The 23845-nt window shown below is 67.3% G+C and carries 16 protein-coding genes and 3 pseudogenes; 11 read left to right on the top strand and 8 right to left on the bottom strand.

Annotated elements, in window-relative coordinates:
• Positions 1–49: 49 nt before the first annotated feature.
• On the bottom strand, positions 50–10387 hold the full coding sequence (locus AB0368_RS05590; protein ID WP_366152587.1) for a neuraminidase-like domain-containing protein: 10338 nt from the start codon (positions 10385–10387) through the stop codon (positions 50–52).
• Positions 10388–10401: 14 nt separating this feature from the next.
• Positions 10402–10638, bottom strand: a pseudogene (locus tag AB0368_RS05585) (SpvB/TcaC N-terminal domain-containing protein); the annotation flags it as partial.
• A 422-nt stretch (positions 10639–11060) separates the two neighbouring features.
• Here AB0368_RS05585 and AB0368_RS05580 point away from each other — a divergent pair.
• Positions 11061–11375 (top strand): annotated as a pseudogene (locus AB0368_RS05580) (integrase core domain-containing protein); the annotation flags it as partial.
• 333 nt (positions 11376–11708) lie between these two features.
• Here AB0368_RS05580 and AB0368_RS05575 read toward each other — a convergent pair.
• Positions 11709–12212, bottom strand: a complete 504-nt coding sequence (locus AB0368_RS05575) for a hypothetical protein (protein ID WP_366152586.1) — start codon at positions 12210–12212, stop codon at positions 11709–11711.
• Positions 12213–12506: 294 nt separating this feature from the next.
• Here AB0368_RS05575 and AB0368_RS05570 point away from each other — a divergent pair.
• The 3 genes and pseudogenes from AB0368_RS05570 to AB0368_RS05560 form a co-directional block, all read left to right on the top strand.
• Positions 12507–12638: pseudogene (locus tag AB0368_RS05570) on the top strand (IS110 family transposase); the annotation flags it as partial.
• 777 nt (positions 12639–13415) lie between these two features.
• On the top strand, positions 13416–14075 hold the full coding sequence (locus tag AB0368_RS05565) for a DUF6193 family natural product biosynthesis protein (protein ID WP_366152585.1): 660 nt from the start codon (positions 13416–13418) through the stop codon (positions 14073–14075).
• A gap of 161 nt (positions 14076–14236) precedes the next feature.
• Positions 14237–14500 (top strand): hypothetical protein, encoded by a 264-nt coding sequence (locus AB0368_RS05560; protein ID WP_366152584.1) that lies wholly within the window; start codon positions 14237–14239, stop codon positions 14498–14500.
• 67 nt (positions 14501–14567) lie between these two features.
• Here the strand turns inward: AB0368_RS05560 and AB0368_RS05555 are convergent, their stop codons facing one another.
• Both AB0368_RS05555 and AB0368_RS05550 read right to left on the bottom strand, forming a co-directional pair.
• Positions 14568–15131 carry a type 1 glutamine amidotransferase domain-containing protein gene (locus tag AB0368_RS05555; protein WP_366152583.1) on the bottom strand — a complete coding sequence of 188 codons (564 nt, stop codon included), beginning with the start codon at positions 15129–15131 and terminating at the stop codon, positions 14568–14570.
• A gap of 37 nt (positions 15132–15168) precedes the next feature.
• Positions 15169–15630 (bottom strand): DUF2231 domain-containing protein, encoded by a 462-nt coding sequence (locus AB0368_RS05550; protein WP_366152582.1) that lies wholly within the window; start codon positions 15628–15630, stop codon positions 15169–15171.
• A 436-nt stretch (positions 15631–16066) separates the two neighbouring features.
• On the opposite strand from AB0368_RS05550, the gene AB0368_RS05545 reads away from it, so the two are divergent.
• From AB0368_RS05545 to AB0368_RS05515, 7 genes are all read left to right on the top strand, one after another.
• A complete protein-coding gene (locus AB0368_RS05545) occupies positions 16067–16507 on the top strand; it encodes a DUF6232 family protein (RefSeq protein ID WP_366152581.1) in 441 nt (146 codons plus the stop codon).
• A 241-nt stretch (positions 16508–16748) separates the two neighbouring features.
• Positions 16749–17192 (top strand): DUF6232 family protein, encoded by a 444-nt coding sequence (locus AB0368_RS05540; RefSeq protein ID WP_366152580.1) that lies wholly within the window; start codon positions 16749–16751, stop codon positions 17190–17192.
• A gap of 234 nt (positions 17193–17426) precedes the next feature.
• Positions 17427–18290: a helix-turn-helix transcriptional regulator gene (locus tag AB0368_RS05535; RefSeq protein WP_366152579.1), complete on the top strand. Its 864-nt coding sequence runs from the start codon at positions 17427–17429 to the stop codon at positions 18288–18290.
• A gap of 67 nt (positions 18291–18357) precedes the next feature.
• Positions 18358–18558, top strand: coding sequence for a DUF397 domain-containing protein (locus AB0368_RS05530; RefSeq protein WP_366152578.1), 201 nt, complete (start codon positions 18358–18360; stop codon positions 18556–18558).
• 217 nt (positions 18559–18775) lie between these two features.
• Positions 18776–18976, top strand: a complete 201-nt coding sequence (locus AB0368_RS05525) for a DUF397 domain-containing protein (protein WP_366152577.1) — start codon at positions 18776–18778, stop codon at positions 18974–18976.
• A gap of 42 nt (positions 18977–19018) precedes the next feature.
• On the top strand, positions 19019–19594 hold the full coding sequence (locus tag AB0368_RS05520) for a DUF6226 family protein (protein WP_366152576.1): 576 nt from the start codon (positions 19019–19021) through the stop codon (positions 19592–19594).
• Positions 19595–19889: 295 nt separating this feature from the next.
• Complete coding sequence (locus AB0368_RS05515) at positions 19890–21029, top strand: geranylgeranyl reductase family protein (protein WP_366152911.1); 1140 nt, start codon at positions 19890–19892, stop codon at positions 21027–21029.
• Between the two features lie 73 nt (positions 21030–21102).
• On the opposite strand, the gene AB0368_RS05510 is transcribed toward AB0368_RS05515, so the two are convergent.
• From AB0368_RS05510 to AB0368_RS05500, 3 genes are read right to left on the bottom strand one after another with little or no spacing between them, the layout of a single operon-like run.
• Entirely contained in the window at positions 21103–22368 is a 1266-nt protein-coding gene (locus AB0368_RS05510; RefSeq protein WP_366152575.1) for an MFS transporter, read from the bottom strand.
• Position 22369: 1 nt separating this feature from the next.
• Positions 22370–22858: an NUDIX domain-containing protein gene (locus AB0368_RS05505; protein WP_366152574.1), complete on the bottom strand. Its 489-nt coding sequence runs from the start codon at positions 22856–22858 to the stop codon at positions 22370–22372.
• Between the two features lie 13 nt (positions 22859–22871).
• Positions 22872–23792, bottom strand: coding sequence for a Ku protein (locus AB0368_RS05500; protein WP_366152573.1), 921 nt, complete (start codon positions 23790–23792; stop codon positions 22872–22874).
• Between the last annotated feature and the right edge of the window lie 53 nt (positions 23793–23845).

The raw sequence follows: 23845 nt of genomic DNA, 5'->3' as shown, positions 1-23845 counted from the left end.
GAGAACGAGGGTGCGGACCGTGCTGTGGTGCGACTTTGGCTGACGACATTCAGGACTCCCATGCGTAGCGCAAGACGATCATCAAGTCGGTGAGCTCGTGAGGTCGCAGGTCGCCACCATCGGGGCGGGTCATGCGGATCTTCCAGATTGTTGGGGGATCGTTGGGTGAGAGGGTCACAGCCTGCGCCGAGACGTCCTTGCGGGCCAGGTGCAGGCCGCCGTAGTGGTTGACGCGGGTGAGGACGAAGTTGTCCGAGCCCGTGGGCGACAACGTCGCCGTGTAGCTTCCAGGTTCGTCGGAGCGGGCAAGCAACCAGATCGTGTGGATCTTCAGGGTCTTTCCACCGTCCCGCCAGGGGAAGAGTTCCGGCCGCATCTCCAGGTCGAGAAGGTTCCCGGTGGTCGGTGTCGCCGGGCGTAGGAAGCGGTGCCAGGCGGTGGGGAACTCGTGGCGTACATCGAACAAGCGCAGAGATGGTGTGGCGCCGTCCTCCGCCAGGGACGCGCGGAGATTGGCGATGGCGTCGTTCTTGAACGGGCCGCCGTCCTCGCGTGCCGTGTAGCGAAGATGCACGATGGCGTCGGTGATCGTCCCGTAGTCGAACTGCCGCAGCGGCTTCCCGAAGTCGGGGTTGGCCGGATCGGGATTGTTGGACGGGGTGTCGCTGAACAGCTCCAGTGACCACTGGCTGATCGCCCCGGCGCCCTCGAAGGGGAGGTAGCGGTCGTCGCGGAAGGACAGTTCGAAGACGCCACTGTCGTTCTGGGCGCTGCTTGCGGCCACGGCGCGTACCGGAATGTTGTTCTGGATGAACCGGTCGTCGTCGGCAGGGAGGCCTTGGTCGTCCCGGTTGCGGGCGTAGCCGTCGCCTTTGGCTGTGCTGATGCGAATGCTGTTGCCCACCAGGCGCAGGGTGCAGGACACCGTGGTGTACGGGCCTACGACCGACGGCAGGGATACACTGACCGATTTGATGCGCCGGAAGTAGTGTCCGGGATAGTCGAGGTCGAGCGCCTCCTCCGGCACAGAGAAGAAGCAGCGCCCGGTCTCGCGGAGCTGGACGAGAGCGAGGGGGTCGAGCATCGCCAGTGACACGTGCTTGGTCAGCTCGAACTCCCGCCGGTTCTGCTCGAGGTACGCGGTTTCCAGTCGGCGCAGGTCGAGCTGCAGCCGCTCGCCGGCGAGGAGGCCCTTCTTGAGGCTGTCCCAGTAGCCGAAGCTGATGTAGCTGCTGTCGGCGACCCCGAGTTCGAATCGGTAGCCGCGCTCGGCCCGCTTGGCCAGGTCGTACGCCAGCTTGTAGCTCTGCAGGTAGACGGCGGAGATCTGGCCGGTCTGCCACTGATACAGGTCCTGGCTGGTGTATTTGCCGCGCATGAACGCGTCGGTGGCCTTGGCGTTCTCCATCTGCAGAAGGTGGTTGTCCAGTTCCTTCTGCGCCAGCGTGACCCGGATCTCGGCGGCTGCGATCTGGGTGTCGAGCTGGTCCAGCTCTTTGCCTGCCAGGCTTTCCTGCAGTTTCCAGTCGTCCCAGCGGCGGTCGAAACCACCCTTGGCGGCGGCCATCGCGGCGTCGCCGCTCGCGATCTGGGACAGGAAGCTCAGCACGTCGCTGGCGAGGCTGGCGGCCTGGCCCAGCTCGAGGCCGCCGATCTTGAATTTCGCGATCGGGGACCCTCCGAAGCCGGAGGCGCCCAGGTCGATGGCCGGTAGGTACGAGATGATCGATGCGCCCAGCTTGATGCCCTGGGCGATCTGCGCCTCCAGGTTCGCCAAGGCCATCTTGTCCAGGTGTAGCTTTTCCTGCGCGTTCAGCCGCGCGATGTCGCGGTAGTAGTCGCGCCGGGTCTCGACCACGGTCTTGGAGCGCTTGAGTCCCTCGAGGTTCTCCTTGGCCTCCTCGATCTGTTTCTCGCGAAGCGACTTCACCGCTTCCAGGGTGCGGATCTCCTGCGTCTGCCGGAGGAGCCCGAGTGCCTCGGCGTCCTTCTTCTCCAGGGCCGAGAGCAGAGCGGCGCCGAGCGATTTCACGTCGTTGCAGACTTCGTTGGCCTTCTGCAGCAGCACGGCGAAGCGGTAGAGCGGCAGCGGGGCGTTCAGATCGGCGAGCGCGGCGCTCAGATCGATCCCGCCGGCCACTGCCTTGACCAGCGCCGCCGGGTTGATCGGCGGTTCGAAGAGGGCGAGCTGCCGTGCCACACCCTCGATGTTCAGGCAGTGACGGATCTTGTAGAGACGGTCGGCGACCGTGTCCCAGTGCTCGAGCATCTTCTCGTTCGTCGGGATGCAGAAGTAGAGCATGGGCATCGGCGGTTGGTTGGCGCCGGACCCGCCGTTGCCGGCAAGGCGCGGAACGAGGTTCTCCACCTGAACCAACTCGTTGGCGAGGTCGTCGAACCGCTGCTCCAATTCGTTGTACGTCTGGTCGACCGGTCTGGCCGGCGGAGGCACGGTCTTGGGTTTGGGCCCGAGGATTTCCGCCGCCATCACGTAGAGCTGGGTCGCCTCGTTGAGGCTCTCCATCGTGTCTTGGCGGAAGAGCTGGTCACCCCACGCGATCAAGTTCTCCACGTACTTCAGAACGACGTTCTTCTGGTAGGCGACGGTGCGGTACGCGGCGATGCGGTGCGGCTCGAAGGGATGGGTCCGCCAGTCGTAGACGGCTTGGATGACGGCGCCGACCAGGTTCGGGTAGCCGGGTGCATTCGGGTCGCCGGCGAGTAGTCGGAGCAGGCTGTCGATGCGCTGCTGCAGGTACTGGGCGTCGGTGGTTTCAAAGAACGGCTTGGTGATCCAGTACTTGCTCATCGCCGAGCCGCCGGGCCTCGGGGGCGCCACGCCGAGGGGATTGAAGATGAAGTGGTACCAGTCCCTCGCCTCCTCGAAGCGCTGGTTGCGGCTGAGCGTGTTGGCGATGAGCAGGGGTACGTGGAAGAAGAGTTCCCAGTTGTAGGGCGCGTACGCCCCGGCCGGGCTGAAGTCGACGTCCTCGCGGGGGTGGAACGAGGTATTCGTGGACAGCACCACCGACGCCGTCGGCTGGTACGTGTCGTTGAATCGGAACGCCGTCTGGGTCAGTTGCGTGGAGCGGCTCATCAGGGCCGGGACGCCCTTCAGCGGATTGTTGAGTAGCTTGCCGAACTCGCAGACCAGCGGGTGGTAGAAGGACCGGAAGTGGAACCGTGACCCGGCGACGAACTGATCCGCCAGGCCGACCATCCAGAAGTACACCGCCTGCTGCGGGTCCGTGCGGATGACGGCCTTCAGTTCGTCGTCCGTCACCGGCACCGGCACGTGCAGCTGACTCGCCAGCCAGTCGGCCAGGTTGGTCCGTTCGGCCGGCGTCAGGATCAACAGGAACCCGTCCAGCCAGCCGTCGATCTGGGTGGCGAAGTAGCGCTCCCAGGACCGCATCTCGGCCTTGACCATGGGGTAGTACTGGCCCTCCGGCTGGTTGGTCGGAGCTCCGCGCTGAGTGGTGGGGAGGACGAAGAAGCTGCGCCCGCCGTCGCGATAGAAGAACGGTAGCCAGCCGTTGATGATGATCGCGGAGTCCCGGTACCAGGTGCCGGTCTTCTCGGTCAGCCGATTGAGGTACGACTGGTGCCAGCCCGGCGAGAGCTGGAACAGCCCGGGCGTCTCACCCAGCACCGGGGTGCTGATCGGGAAGCCGCCGTACTCGAGGGGGAAGCTGTAGTTCAGGAGCGAGAGATCGTTGTCCGGCGCGTCGTTGCGTGCCGGCAGTTCCTGCCACCGCAGGTCCACCGGATCCGGCCCGGTGGACAGCTCATCCGGCCAGGTCATAGGAACCACCGGGGCTTGTGTGTAGAACTTGGGGGTGAAGGTGAAGTCAGGGACGCCGCAACCGGCCATCTCCGCCTCGCCCTTCAGGCGCGCCGCCGCGGTGTAAGGCGTCTTTCCGTGGCTGTTGCCCTCGTAGCTGATGAAGAAGCGGCCGTCCGTCCCGGTGCGATCGACGGCGGAGAACCTGTAGTAGTGGTTGACGATCTCCATGTTGTACGGCTGGCTCGCGGCGAAGCCCGTGGAAACCCGCTTCGGCGTCCACTGGCCGCCGCGGTACTCGCTCATCGCCATCTGCATCTGCAGGATCTTGGCGGTTTTGTCGGGCGTGAATTGACTGGTGTTGGTGCCGGGAGCGGCCGGCAGTGTCACCTTGCTGTTGCCGGTCTCGTCGGGCACCTCCTTGAACACCGGCCAGAACAAGAAGAGACGCCGGCCGACCACGGCCGGGATCAGGTAGTCGCCCTGGATCTCCAGGTCGACCCGCTCCCACGGTGTCCATTGGCGATAGTCGAAACGCCGGTAGTAGTACACGTGGGGCTCGCCGCCGGGCGTCCGGGCGAAGACGTGGACGACGGTGTCCAAGTCGTCGTCCTCCTGGTAGAAGCCGGCGATCTCGAGGTGCGCGACACCGTCCAGCTTCTCCAGGTAGTGGCCCAAAGCGGTTTCCGCGCCTGCCTGGCTGATCTCGCTCTGGATCAGCTCGTTCTCCAGGTCGCGGAAGAACGGAGATCGGTCGAACCGTAGCTCCGGCTCGATCCAGTTCTCCGGCCAGAGGAAGATCTTCCGGTTCGCCTCCCATACCCGGTACTTGCGCATCCACGACCACCAGCGCCACGCACTGTCGCCGCTGTCACCGTCCTCGCTGACCGGCATCGTCGGCTCGAGTCCCATGAAGCAACGCTGTACGAACAGTTGCACCGAGCCGGACGCTTGCACGATCCGGCTGGTGAGCTGGCAGGCGCCCATCTCGACGTCAAGCAGGTAGTAGGCGTACAGGTCGTTGGTGTTCTCCCATTTGCCGGTCGGCGCGTCCGCGGGCTTGGGCTGGGTGAGCAGGTAGGCGGCCAGCGCATCTCGCTTGCGTTCACGCAGGGCGTCCTGGATCTCCGTGCACAGCGTCAGCCACGTCTCCGTGCCGAGCTTCGAGCGCAGCAACTCCTGGATGGACCGGGCCTCCGCGGGGCCCATCGCCGGCGCGGCGAAATGCGCCAGCGTGGCGGCGCCGGCGTTGAGATTTCCGGCGAGGGTGAGCGCCCCAGCCAACCTCTCCCAGGATTCGGGCAGAAGGTAGTCGGCGGGCCAGCGCAGCTCGAGCTGCAGAATCAGCGCCGAGACGTCCTCAGCGGTCCAGTCGCCGGCCACCAGCTCGACGTCGGCCGTGAAGGCTTCGATCACCGAGTGGTACAGCGACTCGATGGCCTGGCGGTAGGACGGGATGCCGGTCACGGCGGCCAGGCCGGGATCGGTCAGCAGGGTGGATCGCTGGTCGGTGCTCATCACCCCGGTCAGCCGGAGTGTCTGGTTTGCTGCGTCGTACCGGACGGGCAGTGCCGGTGGGAAGGCGAATCCCGCGGGCAGGCCGGTGACGTCGGTCTCGGCGCCGTACTCGTTGTTCTTCAACCGCAGTAGCAGTTCCAAGAGAGTCAGCCGCGGCTCGGGCAGGGTGTCGCGGAGCCGGAGCAGCCGGACGAGTCGCAGGAACCGGTCCAGCGAGGCCACGCCTGCCGCCTCCGTCAGCGGCAGCGCGCCGACGTCGAGCAGGTTGGCCGCGGTGGCGAGGCTGCCGATGCTTCGCAGCTCGGTCAGCGTCAGCTTGCCCTTGCGCCAGATGGTGGCAACCCGGTCGGCCCAATACCAGGCGTCGAAGACGTCCGGCAGGGTTGCGTGGTCCACGACGCCGGTGCTGGAGGCGAGCGCGCCGGTCAGGTGGTGCAGCAGCGCCGGTGAATAGTCGGTCCCCAGGTGTCGCGTCACTGCCGGGGTGAGCCCGAGCTGGATGCTCGCGGCGTCGACGACAGCTCCGGCCGCGGAGGTGTCGCAGAGGTAGCGCAGCGCCTTGACCGCCGCGTCGCGCAGTCGCTGGGCGAGCGTGCCGGCCGGGTCCAGGTCGGTCTCGGTCAGCCAGACGCGCCGATCGGGGGCGACGATGGTCGTCGGCTGGGCGCTCAGGCTGTCCACCGCGGTGCGGTAGGACGGGTCGGTGGAGAGTCCTCGCAGCAGCGCCGTCTGGTCGGCGCTGAGCACGCCGGTGCACCGCAGGAGACGCTCCTCCTCCTCGTACGCGATCCGCGCCGCCAGATCGGACGGGAGCAGTGTCGGGAAGTCGATGCCGGTCGGCAGCGTGTGCAGCGGCGCGGTGAACACCGGGTCGAAGAATTTCACTGCCAGGCGTGGGCGCCGGAACAGCTCGTCGATCACGGTCGCCGGGTTGCCGGCCGTCTTGAGGGCGGTCTGCTCGGCGGTCGTCATCAGCCCGGTGAAGCCGAACGTGCCGGAGGCGGCGTCGTAAGTGATCGGGAGGGTGGGCAGGGTGGCGGGCAGCGTCAGGGTGCCGCCCGGTGGGCCCTGGACCTGGGTGGTGACGTAGACCGTCGGGGCGGCGACCGACTGTGCGCGGAGGTCTTCGACGGCACCGCGATACGTGGCGAGCACCCCGGCCGACTGCTGGAACAGCGCCTGGACGGCGGAGACGTAGACGGGATCGTCGGTGACGGCCGCGAGCGAAGGGTCGGTCAGGAGTGTCGTTCGTTGCTCGTCGGTCATCAGGCCGGTGAAGAGCAGGCGCTCGTTCGGCTCGTCGTACACGATGGGCACGGTGATGACGGCGGGGAAGGCGAACCCGGCCGGAAGCTGGGCGGCGACGGCCGGCTGGTTCGCGGCTCGTAGCGCCGTGAGGGCGGGACCCGTGTCGTCCAGCAGACCCGTGAGCTGGGCGTCGGTCATCACCCCGGTGAGGCGCAGGATCTTCGCGGCGGCATCGTGGGTGATGGGCATGCTCACCGCGGCGGGGAACGCGAATGCGGCCGGCAGGCCCGCGGCTGCGGACTCCAGGATGACCGGTCCGCGCAGCGTCGCCAGGAAGCTTCGAGTCTCGGTGTCGCTGCGCTTGAGCTCCGTCAGCAGCCGGACGAGAAGGGCGTCCAGTTGGCCGATGTCAGTCGGTGGCGTGCCCTGATCGTAGGTGGCCCGGATGGTCTGTAGCTGCGTGCGCAAAGCCCGCAGGAAGGCGGCGGTGTCGGCCTCCTTGGTCGCCGCCTTGGCGGTCCGGTCCGCGCCGAGCAGCCAGCACAGCTCGTCGACGGTGAAGCCGGCGGCGCGGACGACCTCGACCGTGTCCAGCAGGTCCTGCAGCGCCGCGGGCCCGGAGAGCTTCTCGAGGTCGGGTGCGAACAGGCGCAGGAACCGGCGCCACTCCTCAGCCGTCCACTTCAGCGTTTTCGCCAGCCAGGCGTGCCGCCACAGGAAGGACAGGCTCGCCAGGGTGACATCGTCGCTTGGGTTCCAGGTCTGGAAGGTGGCGAGGTCGGCCTCGGTGATGCCCAGCGCGGCAAGCACCACCGGGCGATGGCCGCCGATCTTCTCGCCGGTCCGCAGCGGCACCTGGAAGGCCGGGTCGACTGGCTGCGCCAGCCTGCGGTTGAGGAACAAGCTCTGGTACAGCGCGTCCGCTCTCGGCTCGAACGGCTCGGTGAACCGGGTCCTGGTGTTCAGGTCGCCGAAGAGGCCCAGCACGTGCTCGACGGTCGCGGCCCTCCCGAGCCGGCGCCGGGCGACGCTGAGCAGGAAGAGACTGATCAGAAAGTCCTCATCCAGCCCCCCTTTGCCGAGAGCCGGACTGGTCAGGGCCAGGTCAAGTTCCCACATCCGCCAGCCCGGGAGTTTGCGCCACAGCCGCAGGAACCGGTGGATGCGGTCGAGTTTGACGGCGTCGATGCCGCGGAGGCGCTGCTGGGCGATGTCGCAGGACGGCTGGAGGTACTCGACGGCGATGTCGCCCTGCGGGTTGATCCAGGGGAGATCCAGCAGCGCGAGCATGTCGTTGTATTCGAGGTCGGTCTTGCGCAGGAACGCCGCGACGTTCCCCACCGCGTTGAGCCAGCCGCCGCCGGTCTGGCCCCAGAGCACCTGCTGGCCGGCGTCGGAGGGGTCGGCCAGCAGGATCAGACGCTTCTCGTCCATCGCCGCGGCCGGGTCGCTGCTGATCCCGAAATACTCGGCTGCGACGTCGCCGTCGGCCGTTCCGAGAGTCTGCATGACCTCCCAGCGCCGCAGGTTGCTCTTCTGGAAGGCGGCCCGCACCTCCTCGGCGAACAGGTCGAAGGGCAGCGCGTACGGGTAGGTCATCTGCCGCAGTTTGCGGTAGGCCCCGGCGTTGACGTACTGCGGAAAAGCACGCACCTCGTCGGCGGTGGCCTTTGTGTTGAGCAGCGGCTCGGCGACGAAGCTCGGCGTGCCCTTCTTCCGAAGCCGGTAGGTCGCCTTGTCGCCGTGCAGCACCCACTCGTCGACGGCCGTGACCACCCGGGTGAGATGGGCGTTGCCGGGATCGAGGCGGGCCTGGGCCAGAGCGGTGAGGACCGCCCGCGTGGCGTGGGCGGGGTCGGCCGGGACGGTGGTGAAGCCGACCAGCTCCTGGTCCGTCGCGCCGGGAGCGACGACGGCTTCCAGCACCTCGTTCACGACATCGATGTAGGGCAGCGGGACCGATCCGTTGGCGCAGTTCAGCTCCAGCCAGCCGAGGTCCGGTCGGCGGCGGAACAGCACCTCCTTGGCCGTTCCGGCCGTCCCCCAGCGATCCCGGAGGAACCTGAGCAGGTCGGCGAGGTAGGCGGCGGGGCCGAGCACCGACCGGCAGGTGTCGCACTCGCAGAAGTCGCCGGTCTGGAACAGGGTGTTCCAGTTGGGGAAGCTCGACAGCGCCGAGGGGTTACCGCCACCGAGCGCCTTCGGGACCCCGCGGTCGAACGAGGTGAGCTCGCCCACGATCGTCAGGACCGCGGCGTGAGTGTCGGCGGCGCGATTCCAGGCCACCCGGGCCGTCTCGGCGGTGAACCCGGGGCGCGCGCCGTACCGCTCGACGAACTCGGCCTGACCGATGGCGTAGATCTGCTGCGCGGAGCGGACCCGGTCGGCCAGCAGCGTGGTGGTGGCGTCGAAGCCGGGCGCGAGCTTGAACAGGCGCTGCACCGCCTTGAGCTCCATCCGGAAGGCCGGGTCGTGGCCGTCCAGGCCTTTCCCGTCCGGCCCGTCGAGGAACTCGTCCACGGTGGTGGTCAGTAGATCGAACTGCGGCCGTTCATCCAGCAGCCGGCTGATCTGCGGGGCGTGGTCGAGAGCGGGGACGCCGCCGTTGCGGGTGGCCCGGCCCAGGTCGCCGGCGAAGGCGGCGGTGGGGAACCCGTCGGCGAAGCGGCGGGCGAGAGCGCGACCGTAGAGCTCCGCGGCGGGGAACTTGACCTGGTCCACGACCGCGCCGGTGGGCAGCGGCAGGGTGATCTCCCCGGCGGCATGCCGCTCGGCCACCAGCTTGACCCAGTCGGCCTCGGCGACACCGGCCAGGGCGCGGATCCGGTCGGGCGTCCTGACCTCGAACGCCTCCTTGATGACGCGGACACTCGAGAAGTCGCCCTTGGTCATCTCCGCCAACTGGAACGAGGTCTGCAGGTCGGCCGTCTCGCGGCCGGTGAACCCGGCCTTTCTGAGGTTCCGCGCCATCTGGGGCGTGATCGCCCGGTGTTCGCCGAGCAGGGCCGCGAACTGCTCCTGCTTGTCGTCGGCATCGACCCCCGCGTCGGCCAGCGCGGCCTTGACGAAGCTCGGCGCCGGCCCATCGGTCAGGATGGTCAGCGCCGCCAGTCGGCGCAAGGCAGCCATCCACTCGGGAACTCGGTCGCGCAGATGCGCCGCGATCTCGCTGAGGGTGAAGGCGCTGGTCAACGCCTTCAACACCGCTGCGGCATCCAGTCCGGTAGCGGCCGTCACCAGCGAGGGCAGTTGGTCGCGCAAGCTACGAGCGGCGGAGGCCGCCACCGCGCCGCCGCCGAGGACCGCGAACCAGAACTCCGGAGGCAGGCCGTCGCCCGGTATGCGGTGCGACAGCACGAACCGGGCCAGCAGGTCGGGCGCGAAACCGGTCTCGCCGGCCAGGAAGCTCAGGTCCTCATGCTCCGCGTCCTCCTCCAGATCGGCCAGAGCGACCTCGACGAGCAACGGTTCCAGCGCCATGCCCAGGGTTTCGAACAGGCTGGACAGCTCCCAGGTACCTGCCGGGACGGTGATATCGAGGTCGACCTCCTCGGGCGCGTTGAACAAGGCCTCGGACACGGCCAGCTCCCGGCCGTCGGGGCCGACGACGCGCAGGACCAGGTCGGCGTTCTCCTTCTCGGCGCGGGCGAACCGGTCCCGGGTGTACGTGATCTCGTACCGGCCGCCGGCGTCGGGCCTGGTGTCGCCGAGGGGTTCCTCGCGGCGCAGATCCCGGTCGAACGCGAACACCGTGGCCCCGAGCGGGGGCCGGCCACCGGCGTGCTGGACCCGCCCCCGGACGATGAACGTAGCGATCTCACGGCCCTGGAGGTCCATCGCGTTTCCTACCTTCATCTTCGTCTGAGTGACGGGAGCCGGCGGTGTCCATCTCCTAGTCCTTCCGGACGTTGAGGAAGTAGCCGTTCCTCGGCCCCGGAGAGCAGGAACACATCGGACTCGTCACCGTCGTGGTAGCGCGGCAAGCCAAGGTCGGTCTTGCGGGTGATCGCGGGCGTCGACAGCGTCCAGCCGTACCCGAACGGGCCGTTGCCGGAGCCGGAGTCGTACGACAGCTCGAGCCGGGGACCGAAGTCGGACGTCCTGGGCTGGTGGCGATCGGGACGGACATCGTTCCCGTGCCGTTGACCGGGTTGGCGGCGAACTTCTCGCCAGTGCCGCGAACCGCGCCGCCGCCCTTGGGCAAGGTGATGGCCGGCACCTGCGGGCCCCGGTCGTCGCTCCGGCCGGGAGCCTGTCGACGCTCAGTGCTCGGCCCGTCCTGTGTGCTGCGCTCCGACATCGGTCGGGCCTCTCGGTCAGGTCGACTAACTTCAAGGGCGCTCGCAAGGGCCGGGCGGTGCCAGGGACCATCGTGACATGACCGGCGAAGGCTCCAATAGGTGTAGTGGCGGTTCGCTTCTGTCGCCTATCAGCATTTCACCCGCGGTCCGCTCGTGACCCGAACATCCTCACGTCGAGGCACCGATCGGGGTAGACATCGGCCGGCTGCGTGCTGCACACCGACCGCGGGTCGCAATTTCGCAGCCGAAAGTTCGTCCGCGCGCTCCACCAGCACCACGTGATCGGATCGATGGGCAGAGTCGGCGCAGCCGGCGACAACGCCGCCATGGAATCGTTCTTCGGCCTGCTGCAGAACAACGTCCTCGACCGCCGCAACTGGCCGAATCAGCAGCAGCTGAGGACCGCGATCGTGACCTGGATCGAACGGACCTACCACCGCCGCAGACGGCAGCGGTCCCTGTCCCGATTGACCCCTATCGACTACGAGACCATCATGACCCCACCGGCCAGTCAGGCCGCGTGACTGAACCTGTCACCTATCGGTGCAGCAGACCCAACTTCGGTACGGCCGCTCGCGTCGGCGTACGAGTTCCAGTTCCGGTTCCGGTGCAAAGCCAGGTACGCCAGACGTACATAGGCGGGAAGCCTGGCGCTCTGGATCCCGCCTCGGCCGCCTCTCTTCCGCTGTTTACGCTAGTTATCGGTAGAGGCGGGTCGGCGCGCGGATCGCGGCATTTGAGTGAAGCGTCAATGCATCCCAGTGAATCCTTGCCAGTAGTTCGGCGGGGTTTCCCTGGCGGTCCCAAATAGCTGCTGGATTTGGGAGAATGGCAATGGCAATGTCAATCGTGTGATCTTATTCGGTCAAGCAGGTATCGTCATTTCTGCTCTCCAGCGATGCGTCGACGAAGTAGACCTTTCCTGGGTCTCCGTTTGTGATCAGGTCGGAGTCGGCGTCGGGGTACCACACTTCGAGGTACACGGGAGTCCCGTCGATGTCGCGGGTAGCGCAGAGTATGTCCTGCCCGGAGTCCTGAGGATTTGGGTCATTGATGGGTGGATCATTCACTCGCAGGGCGTGCCACCCGTCAGTATGCGCGACGTCGGTATAGAACGTATGAATGTCCGCCGGGGGCAATAGAGTCTGGTATTCGTTGCTTACCTGAACGTCGCGGCCGTCGTCGGCGCAGACGGCGACTCTATTATTGCTGATGGAGGTGGTCGGGTGCTGGTCGAGGACCGCCAACTCCTTCAGTTGGGACAGCATGGAGAGCTGGCGGTCGGTGCACTTCTGTGCAGGGCTTCGGTCGTTTGTGTGGCCGCAGGCGCTGACCAGGCTGCCGACCAGAGCCAGTGACATGGCAAGGTTTCGGGATCGCGACATGTTGTCTGGCCCCTATCTTGGTCAGGCTGGGAGTGCGGCCGGGCCCGAGGGGTCCGGCCGCACTCCCAGCATGCTTGTACCGCCTGGCGACGATCGTCTGGGCGCCCCTGGCCGGTGTAGTGCTCGGCGTCGTCACCGGCACGGTGGCGATCGCCGCCGGCATACGCCGCATGCCCACCAACGGGTACCCCATAGCACGCCGGGTTCGGCGGGCGGCCCGAGGAAACGGACCGGTCGAGAGACCGGCACCGCGTCTCGGGCCGACCCAACCGAGCCCAAGGCAAACGCCACAACGCTGCCCTCATCTGCCTCGCCCGACGCCGCTGCGATGTCCTGTTCGCCATGCTCCGAGATCAGACGCCCTACCAAACCCGACCGACAGAACACGCCCTCGCCGCTTGACGAAACCCATAGGGACACCCCCCGAAAACCCCTGCAAAGTGTGGACTGCCAGGGACAAGTGCTAATCAGTCGACGATCGCGTCTGCGCAGGTCAACGATCGCTTTTGCCAACCAGTGACAAGCCAGAGACCGTGACGTTCGGTAAGCGTAGGTCGACGGTTCGATTCCGTCAGGCGGCTCCAAGAAAAGAGGCCCTGACCAGCTCAGATGCTGGTCAGGGCCTCTTCCGGTTTTAAATCGCTCCACGAAACCCCCAGAAACGCGTGCGGGCGATCAGGTTCGGTGTCGCCCGCAGCGCCGGACCAAGCGGCCCGGCTGCACGGTGTGCGCTCCTATGCGGCCCGGGGTGGAAGTTGCCGACCGGTTGGGTCTTCTTTGTGCGCCGGATCTGCGCCGAGCTGTCGAGGATGCTCGAGCTGTCCGGCGCGTGACGAGGCCGGCGGCCAGCAGACCGACTGCGGATTTGCGTGAAGGCACTCGTGAGCTCCCATAGGACGCGTTTCAGCTGACATGCAGGAATGCCGAGGAGAGCTCAGGCATACAGCCGTGGCGGGTGTCGGCTGTGGCACCAGCCCCGAGGCGGCCGGCGACGAGCTGGACCGCAGCCAATGGCAGTGTGCGCAGACTCCCGAGCAAGCTGTAACGAAGCGGTCGTGTAACAGCGCACACACTGCGCCGCCATCCCGGACAGAGGGCGGATACGCTGGTTGGTCGATGGCAAGGACGTCACGTCCGACATGGCCGCGTTGAGTCTTTGCCACCGGGGGTGCGCTAGGTATGGCAGACCTGGATCTCGCTTCTGTGCTGAACGCGGAACTGGGTGCGGATTCGCCGTACCGCTTCGTGGCGGATCAGCCCGGGCAAGACGATTCGACGGCGAAGTTGACCCATGAGAACAGGGTCGTGGCAGCCTACTCGAGCAAGGCCGGCGGATATCGCTGCACCTTCTGGTGGAAAGGCCGGAAACAAGCACACGGCATGACGGCAGAGATTCCTTCTGTCGCGGATGCGGCGCGCTTGTGGGTGGAAGGAGTGGGCTTGAGCCGACTGTCCGCCGCGCATCCTTTCGTCCAGTACCACGATATCGAGCTGGCCTATGAGCGAGGAGAAGCCGTCGAGTATCAGTGGCGGGCCGTTCTCCGGGATGTCGAGGGCGACGACTTCCACGGTTATCGCGAGCTGGTGACCCTGGCTTCCGAGGAACCGGTCCTGAGGCGATGCTTTCCTCGGCTGAACCATCGCTTCGTTTTGTCCGAGAACGAAGACAACGAGGACGTGCTGATCACCATATTTTTGATTCGGCCTGAGTGGTTCGCGAAATTTGGGCCGGGCGGTGGAGAGGACGACTTGGAGCTCCCTGTGCGTGAGTTCGAGGGCACTGCGCGTGAGGCGGTTGCCATGATGGCTCAGGCCATCCGGGCCCGAGGCGCCTCCTGACGGCCGGCCCGCGGGGCGGCGGATCCGTCGCGGCGAATGTGCCGACAACCGTCCTCAGGGGAGCGTCATGTTTTCGCGCCTGTGCCCGCAGGCCCGTCCTCTTGGTCGTCCCGGCGGTACTCTGGGGTGTCGCCGGTGAAGCTCATCTTCGGGAGGCCGCAGTGAGCGAATCGGAAATGTTGCGGTCGGTCCTGCGTGCTGCCGCCACGGACGGCGACGTCGTGGAGCTCGCCCTCGCCTTGCAGACCCATGGCCAACGCGGTCGGGTGACTCGGACGGCCGGGTTGCTGCGCGATGAATTCGGGCTCACCATTCCGGAGGCTCTGGCGATCGCCGCTTGGGCGGACGAGTCCGGTGACGATGAACAATCGCGGGCCGACCTGCGGTCGCAGGTGCAGACGCTTTTGCGCGTTCACACGATATAGCGGCAAGTGGCGCACGGACCCTCGTCCGTGCGCCACTTCGCATTGCTGCATCCGTACCGTCGGATCTTTATGCGTGTTGCCTCTCGTGGGCGCCCTCGGCGATTTCCTCGAGGAGTTTGTTGCAGAAGGCCGGTAGGTCGTCCGGCTTACGGCTGGTGACCAGCCCCTGGTCGACATAGACCTCTTCGTCGACCCAGGTCGCCCCGGCGTTCGCGAGGTCGGTGCGAAGGCTGGGCCAGCTGGTCAGGGTGCGGCCGTCGACGACCCCGGCCTCCACAAGGGTCCAGGGTCCGTGGCAGATGGCCGCCACCGGTTTGCCTGCCGTGAAGAAGTCGCGGACGAAGCGGACCGCGTCGGGGTCGGTGCGGAGGAAGTCGGGGTTGGCCACGCCGCCCGGCAGGACCAGGGCGTCATACTGGTCGGCGTTGGCGTCTTTCACCTGCTTGTCGACCGGGTACGTGCCCGCCTTGTCCATGTGGTTCACGGCTTGGATCTCGCCGCTCTTGATGGAGACGAGGTCGGCCTTGCCGCCCGCCTCTTCGACGGCCTTGCGGGGCTGCGTGTACTCGACTTCTTCCACGCCGTCGGTCGCGAGGAAAGCGACGCGCTTGCCTTTGATGGAGGTGGGCATGGTCGGCTTCCTTTCTCTCTCGGCGTTGTTCTTGCGATCAGTAAGTGCGGTTCCCGGCCTCGGCGCGGGCAAACGTGGTGGCTCGGCGGTTGACGATTTCGCCGCCGTACCAGGCGCCGAAGACCGCGCCGGCGAGGGCCAGGAATTCGACGGCGAGGAGGCCGCCTCCTGCTACTCGGTCGGGGGTACGCATGCGCAGCATGAGGATGACCGCGAAGAGGATCAGTACGCCCATGTTGGTCAGGCCCTGGAGGACGCCGATGCGCTTCGCCGGCGTGCCGTTGCGGACGAACATCAGGTCGATCGCCCCGGCCAGGGCGGCCAGGATGCCGCCGATCAGGCCGGCGAGGATGTTCCAGTACGCGAGGGCGCCGAGGATGTGGGGACCGCCGAGCAGGTCGCCGATGTCGAAGAGGACGGCCATCGCGAAGAGCCCCAGCGGGAACATCACCAGGACGGGCTGGATCGCCTGACCGGCGATCTTGAGTCGGCTCTCCATGCGGGCCATCACCCTCCTCGAGCTGCTTTTTGTCCGGTTCCCGGGTTGGCCTACCCGGTGGTCGTGCCGGTGAAACGCATCGATGGGGCGGTTGACCACCACGGTGTTCCGCGGATCCACGTCTCATCCTCGCGGCTGGAGACGGTTCTGTAGCGGACAAAACGCCTAGCCGCTCGGCGGGTGGGGGCGTACTTGGCTCGTACGCAATCTGCGATATGGCAGGTTGATGTGTGGCGGAGAGCCGGGTGGCGTGCTGTACTGAGGTCAGGCAAGACGAGCGGAGCCGAGGCGAAACGGGCAACGGCACCCGGCGGCAACCGGGTGCCGTTGTTGCCTCTCAAGCTCTGCGGCACACGAGCGAGGCGGGGAATTCTCTCTGCGCCAATGGTGGCTCGCCTTCCCTCTCCTCGCAAGGAGTCGGAGGGGGGAGTTCGTCATGCGCATCTATTACCGTGGGCCCGACGCGACGGTGACCAGCGACTATTTCATCTACCGTACGCCCACCGCGAGCAAGACCTTTCTGGTGCGCGACCTGCGCAATGTCGGAATCACCAGCGTCGATAGCCCGGGTCTGCCGATCGCCCTGCCCCTGGCTGGCCTCGCGGCTGCCCTGGTGGCGGCCTGGCCGCTGTGGAAGGTGTCGCCCCTGTACGCGATCGGCGTCCTGGGACTGGCCGGCTTCGGGGTGGCGGCGGCCGCTCTGGTGCGGCGGGGCCGGACGAGGACGTGGCTGCTCCAGGCGATCTACCGGGGTCAGTCGGTCGATCTGTACGGGTCGGTCGACGCGCGGGTGTTCAACCAGGTCAGCCGTGCGTTGCGGCGCGCCATCGAGGACGCCAGGCCGCCTTCTTCCTGGGACGACGCCGCGGCCGCCTGAGAGTGCTTGTTCGCAATCTGCGAGGTGGCACATTGAAAGGTAGCGATCAGGGTAGTGGCCATGCTGTACTCGTGGCAGGCAGTCAGGGCGGACAGATCGAGGGGAGACGACATCACGGCACCCGGCGGCAACCGGGTGCCGTTCTTGCCTCTCGAGCATTCTCCGGCCCGTTCGAGCGAGACGGGAATTCTCTCCCTGACGCCCTTTCCCTCTCGCTGAGGAGCATGGAAGGGAGTTCGCAATGCGTACCTACTACCGTGGCCCCGACGCAAGCGTGACCGACCAGCACTTCATCCGCCGCACTTCCTCGGCGGAGGTCGTCTTCGCCGTTCGTGACCTTCGCAACGTAGTGCGGGTGCAGGGCGCCTCCGCCCCGGACCGCCTGGGTGGGCTGCTCGTCACCGGGGCCGGGCTGGTGACCCTGACGGCGGCGAGCTGGTCGCTGATCGGCCCGGCTGCCGGCTACGGCATGGCCGGCGTGGCAGTCGTCATCGCTTTGGTGATGGTGTCGGCGAGACGCCGCAACGACCGGTGGTGGCACGTGCGGGCTACGTACCGGGGTGCCGAGACAACCCTGTACTCCTCCACCGACCAGCAGATGTTCAACCAGGTGGCCCGCGCCCTCATGCGGGCCATCGAGGATTCCCGTCCGATCCGGGAGGTGCCTCGCCTCGCGACAGCCTAGGAAGATCACCGAGAGTTTCGGTTGTGTGACTTGTTTCTTTTCGGTGAACCTTCCGTTCGGCCTTTCCTGTTCTGATAGGACAGTGAGTAGGCTGACGCGCGACCTCGCTGGCTGCCTTCTGGCAACCAGCGAGGTAGCTGCTTGAGCATGAATTGATCCAACTCCAGCACCACCGACTTCGACGTTGAAGGACTCATGGCTGAGGGTGACTCGCCTACGGTCGCACGCAGACGCGTGCGCCTCGTGCTGCGCGAGGCACGCGAGGCCGCCGGGTATACCCAGCTGGACGTCGCGGAACAGATGGAATGGAGCCTGAGCAAGGTCATCCGGATCGAGAACGGCGACGTCACCATCGCGCCCAACGACCTGCGACCGCTGCTCAACTACCTCAACGTCAAGGACCGTGCGCAGGTCGCCGATCTCCTCGCCACCGCGAAGATCGCGCGTACGCGGCAACGCCAGGCCTGGTACCAGAAGCCTGAGTTCCGCGAGCACCTCACCGACGGACTCCGCCGGCTCATCGAATATGAGACCGAGGCGACGTCGGTTTACACCTACTCGGTGTTCCACATTCCGGCGCTTCTGCAAATTCCGTCATATTCGAGCGCTCTCATTCAGATGTGGCGCGACGATCTCACCGACACCCAACGCCATTACCGCCTCGAAGCGCGCAGGTTGCGTCGCGAGGCGGTGCTCGAGCGAAGTCATCCCTTGCGGATGACCGTCGTTCTGGACGAGTCCGTTTTCTGGCGGGCGGTCGGGGGTCCCCAGGTCTTCGCGGACCAGCTGGAGGAGGTTCTCCGGCTCGAGGAGCAGCAGTCGGTGGCGATCCGCATGTTCCCCTTCACCGCGGACACCGGCCTCTCCTACGACGCCGGATTCGACATCCTCTTCCTGGGCGACGAGGACGAGGCGACGGAGACGGGCGACAAGATCAACGCGGTCATGTATCGCGAGACCGGCGCGTCCGACGAGGTCATCGAGGACAAGGCGCTGGCGACGCGGCACTTCGCGCGCTACCGGAAGCTCTGGGAAGCGGCCACAAACGAGGAGGAAACGGTCGATTTTATCAGAAAGCGGGTCCGCGAACTGAGATGATCTAGCAACTTCCAAGGGAGTGAAGAGTTAACGATTAGACGATTATGTCCATGCGAAAGGTCAGACGGTGAACATTACTCAGCAGACTGGTCAGTGGCGCAGGAGTAGCCGCTGCAGCACCGGCGCCTGCGTCGAGGTCGCTCAGTTCGCGGATCGAATCATGATCCGGGACTCGAAAGACCTTGCCGTTCCGGCGCTCACCTTCACGCGCGACGAGTGGTCCGCATTCGTCCGAGGCGTCAAGGCGAACGAGTTCGACGCGAACTGACCGTGCTGGCTTGCGTGCGGCAACCCGTCGCACGCAGCTCAACGAGTCTGTCCCCGCCGTCAACGCTCCATCGGTCGATGGGACCTTGACCAATCACGTCCTTCACGACAAGTCCTGAGATGACGGATTAAGTTGCGCTTCACTCATCTTTTCGTCATGGAGGAAGGAAGCGTGCGTCGCGTACCGTGGGTCGGGAAACCGTCACGGAGGAGCGAGCATGACCAACTGGACGGAGAAGTCGATCGTCTGGCGCAGCTCTAGCCGGTGCTCGTCCGGAGCCTGTGTCGAGGTCGCCAAGGTGGGTGACGAGTTCTGGCTCCGCGACAGCAAGGATCCGGCTGCCGAACCACTCCGTTTCACCGAGGCCGAATGGACGGCGTTCGTCGAAGGAGTGGGAGCCGGCGACTTCGGCTTCTGAGAACCCGGCATCGTCGCGGGCCGAGCGCGGCATACTGCCCAGGTGGGCGACGGAAAGGGACGGCCGGATCCGCACCGGGCCGTCCGGGTCGGTGACCGCGGGCGCTTCCAGGTGCTGCACGACGCTTCGGAACGGCTCCTCGACGAGCTGACCGAACGGTACGTCGTGGACCGGCGCGAGGTGAAAGAGGCCATCGGCCCGCATCCCGATGCCGAGATCGTGCGCACCGTACGGCTCGTACCGAGGCACCCCGCCGCCGGGCCGCTGGCGATCACCTTCACGGACTTTCCGGGGATCGTGCTCCGGCTGGGACGCTGGTTCGCCGAGCCGCTGCCGACCTGTGGCTGCGACGACTGTGCCGAGGACGCGGCCGAGCTGGTGGCCGACCTCCGGTCGCTGACCGCCGCGCACGTCGAGGGCGGCCTCTGGGAACGCGTACGCCGGGGTGTGACCGGCTCGTGGAGCGAGACGCGCCTGATCGGGTCCGGGCTGCGGCTGGCCCGGCAGGCTCCGCTGGAAAGCAGGGACGCCCGCGACGCCCGACGGGAGGGTTTCGCCGCGGCGGTGCAATGGGCGCCCTGGCCGCTGCGCGCGCCCGAAAATGTCGGTGGCGACTGATAGACCAAACCTATGGATTGGGTACGCGCCCTGACCGCGCGATCTGTATCGGGCTGCTGGGGCGGCTTCGCGGGGACCGGCTGCGGGTCGGGGGGCGGTCTGATGGTCGCTTCGCGGGTCGTTTCGCTTGGGTGGCTTCGCGGGTCGCTTTGCTGGGCGCTCCGCTGGTTACTCCGCGGTCGGGAGGGGGCGGATTGCGCCGGCTGCGGCGATGGCGACCGCTAGCAGGACGGCCACAGCCGTCAGAGCCTTGACGACCGTGTACACAGCTGCGCGTGGATAGACTCCGGTCGTGGTGGCGGAGTGGGACGTGGCCGTGGTCGGTGCGGGTCCGGGTGGCCTGGCGGCAGCCCATGCGGCGGCGTCGGGCGGGGCCAGAACGATCGTGCTGGAACGCGCGGAACACCCGCGCTACAAGACCTGTGGCGGCGGCCTGATCGGCACCTCGCTGGCGATCGCCGGGCCGCTGATCACGGTCCCCGCTCGGGACACGGTGGACGCGATCACGTTCACCGATCGGGGGCGCCGCGCGTTCACCCGCCGGAGCCCGCATCGCCCGCTGCTCACCATGGTGCGGCGTGACGACTTCGACTTCGCCTGGTACGGGGCCGCCGTCGCGGCCGGCGCGGACGTACGCCAGAACGCCCAGGTCCGCGCGGTCGACCAGGACGCCGACGCGGCGCGGGTGACCCTGGCCGACGGCGAGGTGATCAGCGCGCGGACGGTGATCGGCGCGGACGGCTCTGCCGCGGTCACCTCCCGGTACGTCGGCGTCACGTTCGACCAGCAGGACCTCGGGCTGGAGGTCGAGCTCGCCGCCACGCCGGAGGACCGCGCCGCCTATCGCGGCCGGGTGCTGCTCGACTGGGGTCCCGTGCCCGGCTCGTACGGGTGGGTCTTCCCCAAGGATGACGAGCTGACCGTCGGCGTGATCATGGCCAAGGGCAAAGGCGCCGAGACGAAGCAGTACCTCTCGGACTTCGTGCGGCAGCTCGGGCTCACCGACCGCAAGGTGGTCCGCGACTCCGGACATCTGACCCGATGCCGCAGCGCGGATGCGCCGGTGCGCCGCGGGCGGGTGCTCGTCGTCGGCGATGCGGCGGGACTTCTTGAGCCCTGGACCAGGGAGGGCATCAGCTACGCGCTGCGCTCGGGTTCCTGGGCGGGAGAGGTGGCCGCCCGCGCCCGCACGCCGGAGGATCTCGCCGAGTACGAGCGGCTGGTCGAGGCGCAGCTCGCCCCGGAGATGGCGGCGGGGCGCCGGCTGCTGAGCGTGTTCTCCCGCCACCCGGGGCTGATGCACACGGCGATGCGGATCCCGCTGGGCTGGCGGGCGTTCGAGGCGTTCTGCCGCGGCGAGCTGTCGATGGCGGAAGTGCTGCAGCGCAAGCCGATCGGGCTTGCGGTCAGCGTCATCGGCGGCGGCCGGGTCTAGGAAAGAGGAGAAAGGACGGCCGGGTCAAGGACGGGACGGCCGGGCCGAGGAGGAACCGCGTCGGAAGGGCCGGTCAGGAACGGGCTCCGGCGCCCGCTGCCCACGCGTCGTCCTCGGCCTTCTTGCGCGCCATGCCGTCCTTGCCGTCGTACCGGAGGAACGTCGGCAGGGCCACCGCGAGTGTGGCCGTACCGATGATGCAGAGTGCGCCGCCCACCCAGATCGAGCCGCCCACCCCCAAGCGGGTGCGGGCCATCAGGCCCGAGCGCAGCTGTCCGAGCAGCGGGCCGGTGGTGTAGGACAGCATCTCGATGCCGGCGAGGCGGCCGCGGAGGTGGTCGGGGATGGTCTGGCTCCAGATGATCGAGCGGAAGATGCCCGACACCATGTCCGCCGCGCCCGCGAAGGCCAGGCAGCAGAGCGTCAGCCAGAGGGTGTTCGACAGGCCCACGCCGACGATGCCCACGCCCCACAAGGCCGCCGCGACGATCACCATCAGGCCGTGGCGGTGGATGCGGCCGGTCCAGCCCGAGCCGAGGGTCGCCAGCAGGGAACCGACCGCCGGCGCCGCGTACAGCAGACCCAGGATCTTGGGGCCGCCGAGCTGGGTGGCGAGGAACGGGTAGAGCGCCTGCGGCATGCCGAAGAACATGGCGTTGATGTCGACCAGGTACGTGCCGAGCAGCTCGGGGCGGCTGCGGGCGTAGCGCAGGCCGGTGGCCACGGACCGCAGCGACGGGCGGTCCGCGTCCGCTGGCGGCGGGACCGCCTTGGCCAGCGTCAGGCAGGTCACCGATACGGCGAAGGTGAGCAGGTCGAACGCGTACACCAGGGAGAGGTCGACCGACGCGATGAGGACGCCGGCCAGGGCCGGGCCGCCGAGCTGGGCGATCTGCATGCCGAGGGAGTTCAGGGCCATGGTCGCCGGGAGCTCCTCCGGCCGTACCAGCCTCGGGATCATCGCCTCGAGCGCCGGGCGTTGCAGGCCGTCCACCGCGGCCGTCAGGGCGGCGATCACGAACAGCAGCCACAAGTGCGGCTTTGCGGACAGGGCGTTGAGCAGCAGCACCCCGCACAGCGCCGCGAGCGCCAGTTCGCCGCCGCGGACCAGCAGGCGGCGGTCCAGGAAGTCGGCGAGGGCGCCGCCGACGAAGGCCATGAACAGCAGGGGTACGAGCTCACACACGCCCAGCAGCCCGACCATCAACGGGTCGTCGGTGATCGCCGCTACCTGGTACGGGATGGTGACGTACGTGATGAACGACCCGAAGCCGGAGACCGCCCCGCCGGCGAAGACGAGTCGGAAGTCGCGGGAGGTGCGCAGGGGAGTGAGGTCCACGCTATTTCAGGACCATGCGGCCCGTGCTCTCGAAGGATGCGAGGTCGGCGAGGGTTTCGTCGATGATCCGCGAGCGGGGACCGGGCAGCGCGTCGAGCGGGAAGAAGCCGGCGTCGACCGACTCGTCCGTCACCTTCTGCAGCTCGCCCTCCCACTCGTGGATCCGGAACGACATGAGGATCTGCTGGTACGTGTGTCCCCACTCGTTGGTGTACGTGTACGCGCTGTAAAAGGCGAACGGCGTCAGCGAGGTGGCTCGCAGGCCGGTCTCCTCCCAGACCTCACGGACCGCGCACTCCTCCATGCTCTCGCCGAGCTCCATCGCGCCGGCCGGGATGGCCCAGCGCCGGTTGTCGGAGCGTTGGATCAGCAGCAGCCGCCCATGGTCGTCGAGGATCACACCCCGCGCACCGACGAACAGCAGGGTGTCCGAATCACCGACACTGCTGCGAACCCGACCCAGATAAGACTCAGCCCACGTCAATCCCACGCGGACCAGTTAATCAGGCGGTCTTCTTCGTCGCCTTGGTTGCCTTCTTCGCCGGTGGCGCCTTCTTCGCCGGTGCGCTCTTCTTGGCCGGCGTGGCCTTCTTCTTGGGCATCGGCGTCGCCTCGACGGCGCGCGCCCGCTCCTCCGGCTTCTCGCCACGGGCCTTCTTCGCCCGCTCGACCGAGGCCTTCAGCGCGGCCATGAGGTCGACCGCGGCCGCCGGGGCCTCCTCGGCCTCCTCGGGCGCGACGATCTCGCGGCCCTCCACCTTGGCGTCGATGACCTCTTGCAGCGCCGCCCGGTAGTTGTCGGTGAACTCCTCGGGCTTGAAGCTGCCGGCCATCGAGTCGATCAGCGACGACGCCATCGCCAGCTCCGCGGGACGGGTCTCGATGTCGTCGTCCAGGAAGCCGAAGTCGGGGGTGCGTACCTCGTCGGGCCAAAGCATGGTGTTGAGCACCAGGACGTCGTCGTGGACGCGCAGGGTGGCGAGCTGCTCCCGCTGGCGCAGGGCGATCTTGACGATCGCGACCCGGTCGGCCTCGGTCAGGGCGTCGCGCAGCAGCACGTACGGCTTCGCGGCCTGCCCCTCGGGCTCGAGGTAGTACGCCTTGGCGAACAGCAGCGGGTCGATCTGGTCGGCCGGCACGAACTGCAGCACGTCGATCGCCCGGGATGTAGTGAGTGGCAGTTCGGCGAAGTCCTCGTCGGTGAGGATGACCATCTCGCCGCCGCCGAGGTCGTACCCCTTGGCGATGTCGTCGTAGCTGACCACCTCGCCGTCGACCGAGCAGGTCCGCTGGTACTTGATCCGGCCGCCGTCGGTGCGGTGCACCTGGTGGAACCGGATGTCCTTCTCCTCGGTGGCCGAGTACAGCTTGACAGCGATCGACACCAGCCCGAACGAGACCGCGCCCTTCCAGATCGCCCGCATTGTCGCCTCCTACCCCCGTTGAGCAGCCGCTCGATCAAGGATTGCATCACCGA

Source organism: Actinoplanes sp. NPDC051475 (assembly GCF_040689425.1).
GTDB lineage: Bacteria > Actinomycetota > Actinomycetes > Mycobacteriales > Micromonosporaceae > Actinoplanes.
This window is presented reverse-complemented; position numbering and strand designations above follow the sequence as displayed.

Bases quoted from the DNA above. Each gene is read 5' to 3' on its own strand.
- AB0368_RS05590 (WP_366152587.1), bottom strand. From the start codon at position 10,387: ATGGACCTCCAGGGCCGTGAGATCGCTACGTTCATCGTCCGGGGGCGG.
- AB0368_RS05575 (WP_366152586.1), bottom strand. From the start codon at position 12,212: ATGTCACTGGCTCTGGTCGGCAGCCTGGTCAGCGCCTGCGGCCACACA.
- AB0368_RS05565 (WP_366152585.1), top strand. From the start codon at position 13,416: ATGGCAGACCTGGATCTCGCTTCTGTGCTGAACGCGGAACTGGGTGCG.
- AB0368_RS05555 (WP_366152583.1), bottom strand. From the start codon at position 15,131: ATGCCCACCTCCATCAAAGGCAAGCGCGTCGCTTTCCTCGCGACCGAC.
- AB0368_RS05550 (WP_366152582.1), bottom strand. From the start codon at position 15,630: ATGGAGAGCCGACTCAAGATCGCCGGTCAGGCGATCCAGCCCGTCCTG.
- AB0368_RS05545 (WP_366152581.1), top strand. From the start codon at position 16,067: ATGCGCATCTATTACCGTGGGCCCGACGCGACGGTGACCAGCGACTAT.
- AB0368_RS05540 (WP_366152580.1), top strand. From the start codon at position 16,749: ATGCGTACCTACTACCGTGGCCCCGACGCAAGCGTGACCGACCAGCAC.
- AB0368_RS05525 (WP_366152577.1), top strand. From the start codon at position 18,776: ATGACCAACTGGACGGAGAAGTCGATCGTCTGGCGCAGCTCTAGCCGG.
- AB0368_RS05500 (WP_366152573.1), bottom strand. From the start codon at position 23,792: ATGCGGGCGATCTGGAAGGGCGCGGTCTCGTTCGGGCTGGTGTCGATC.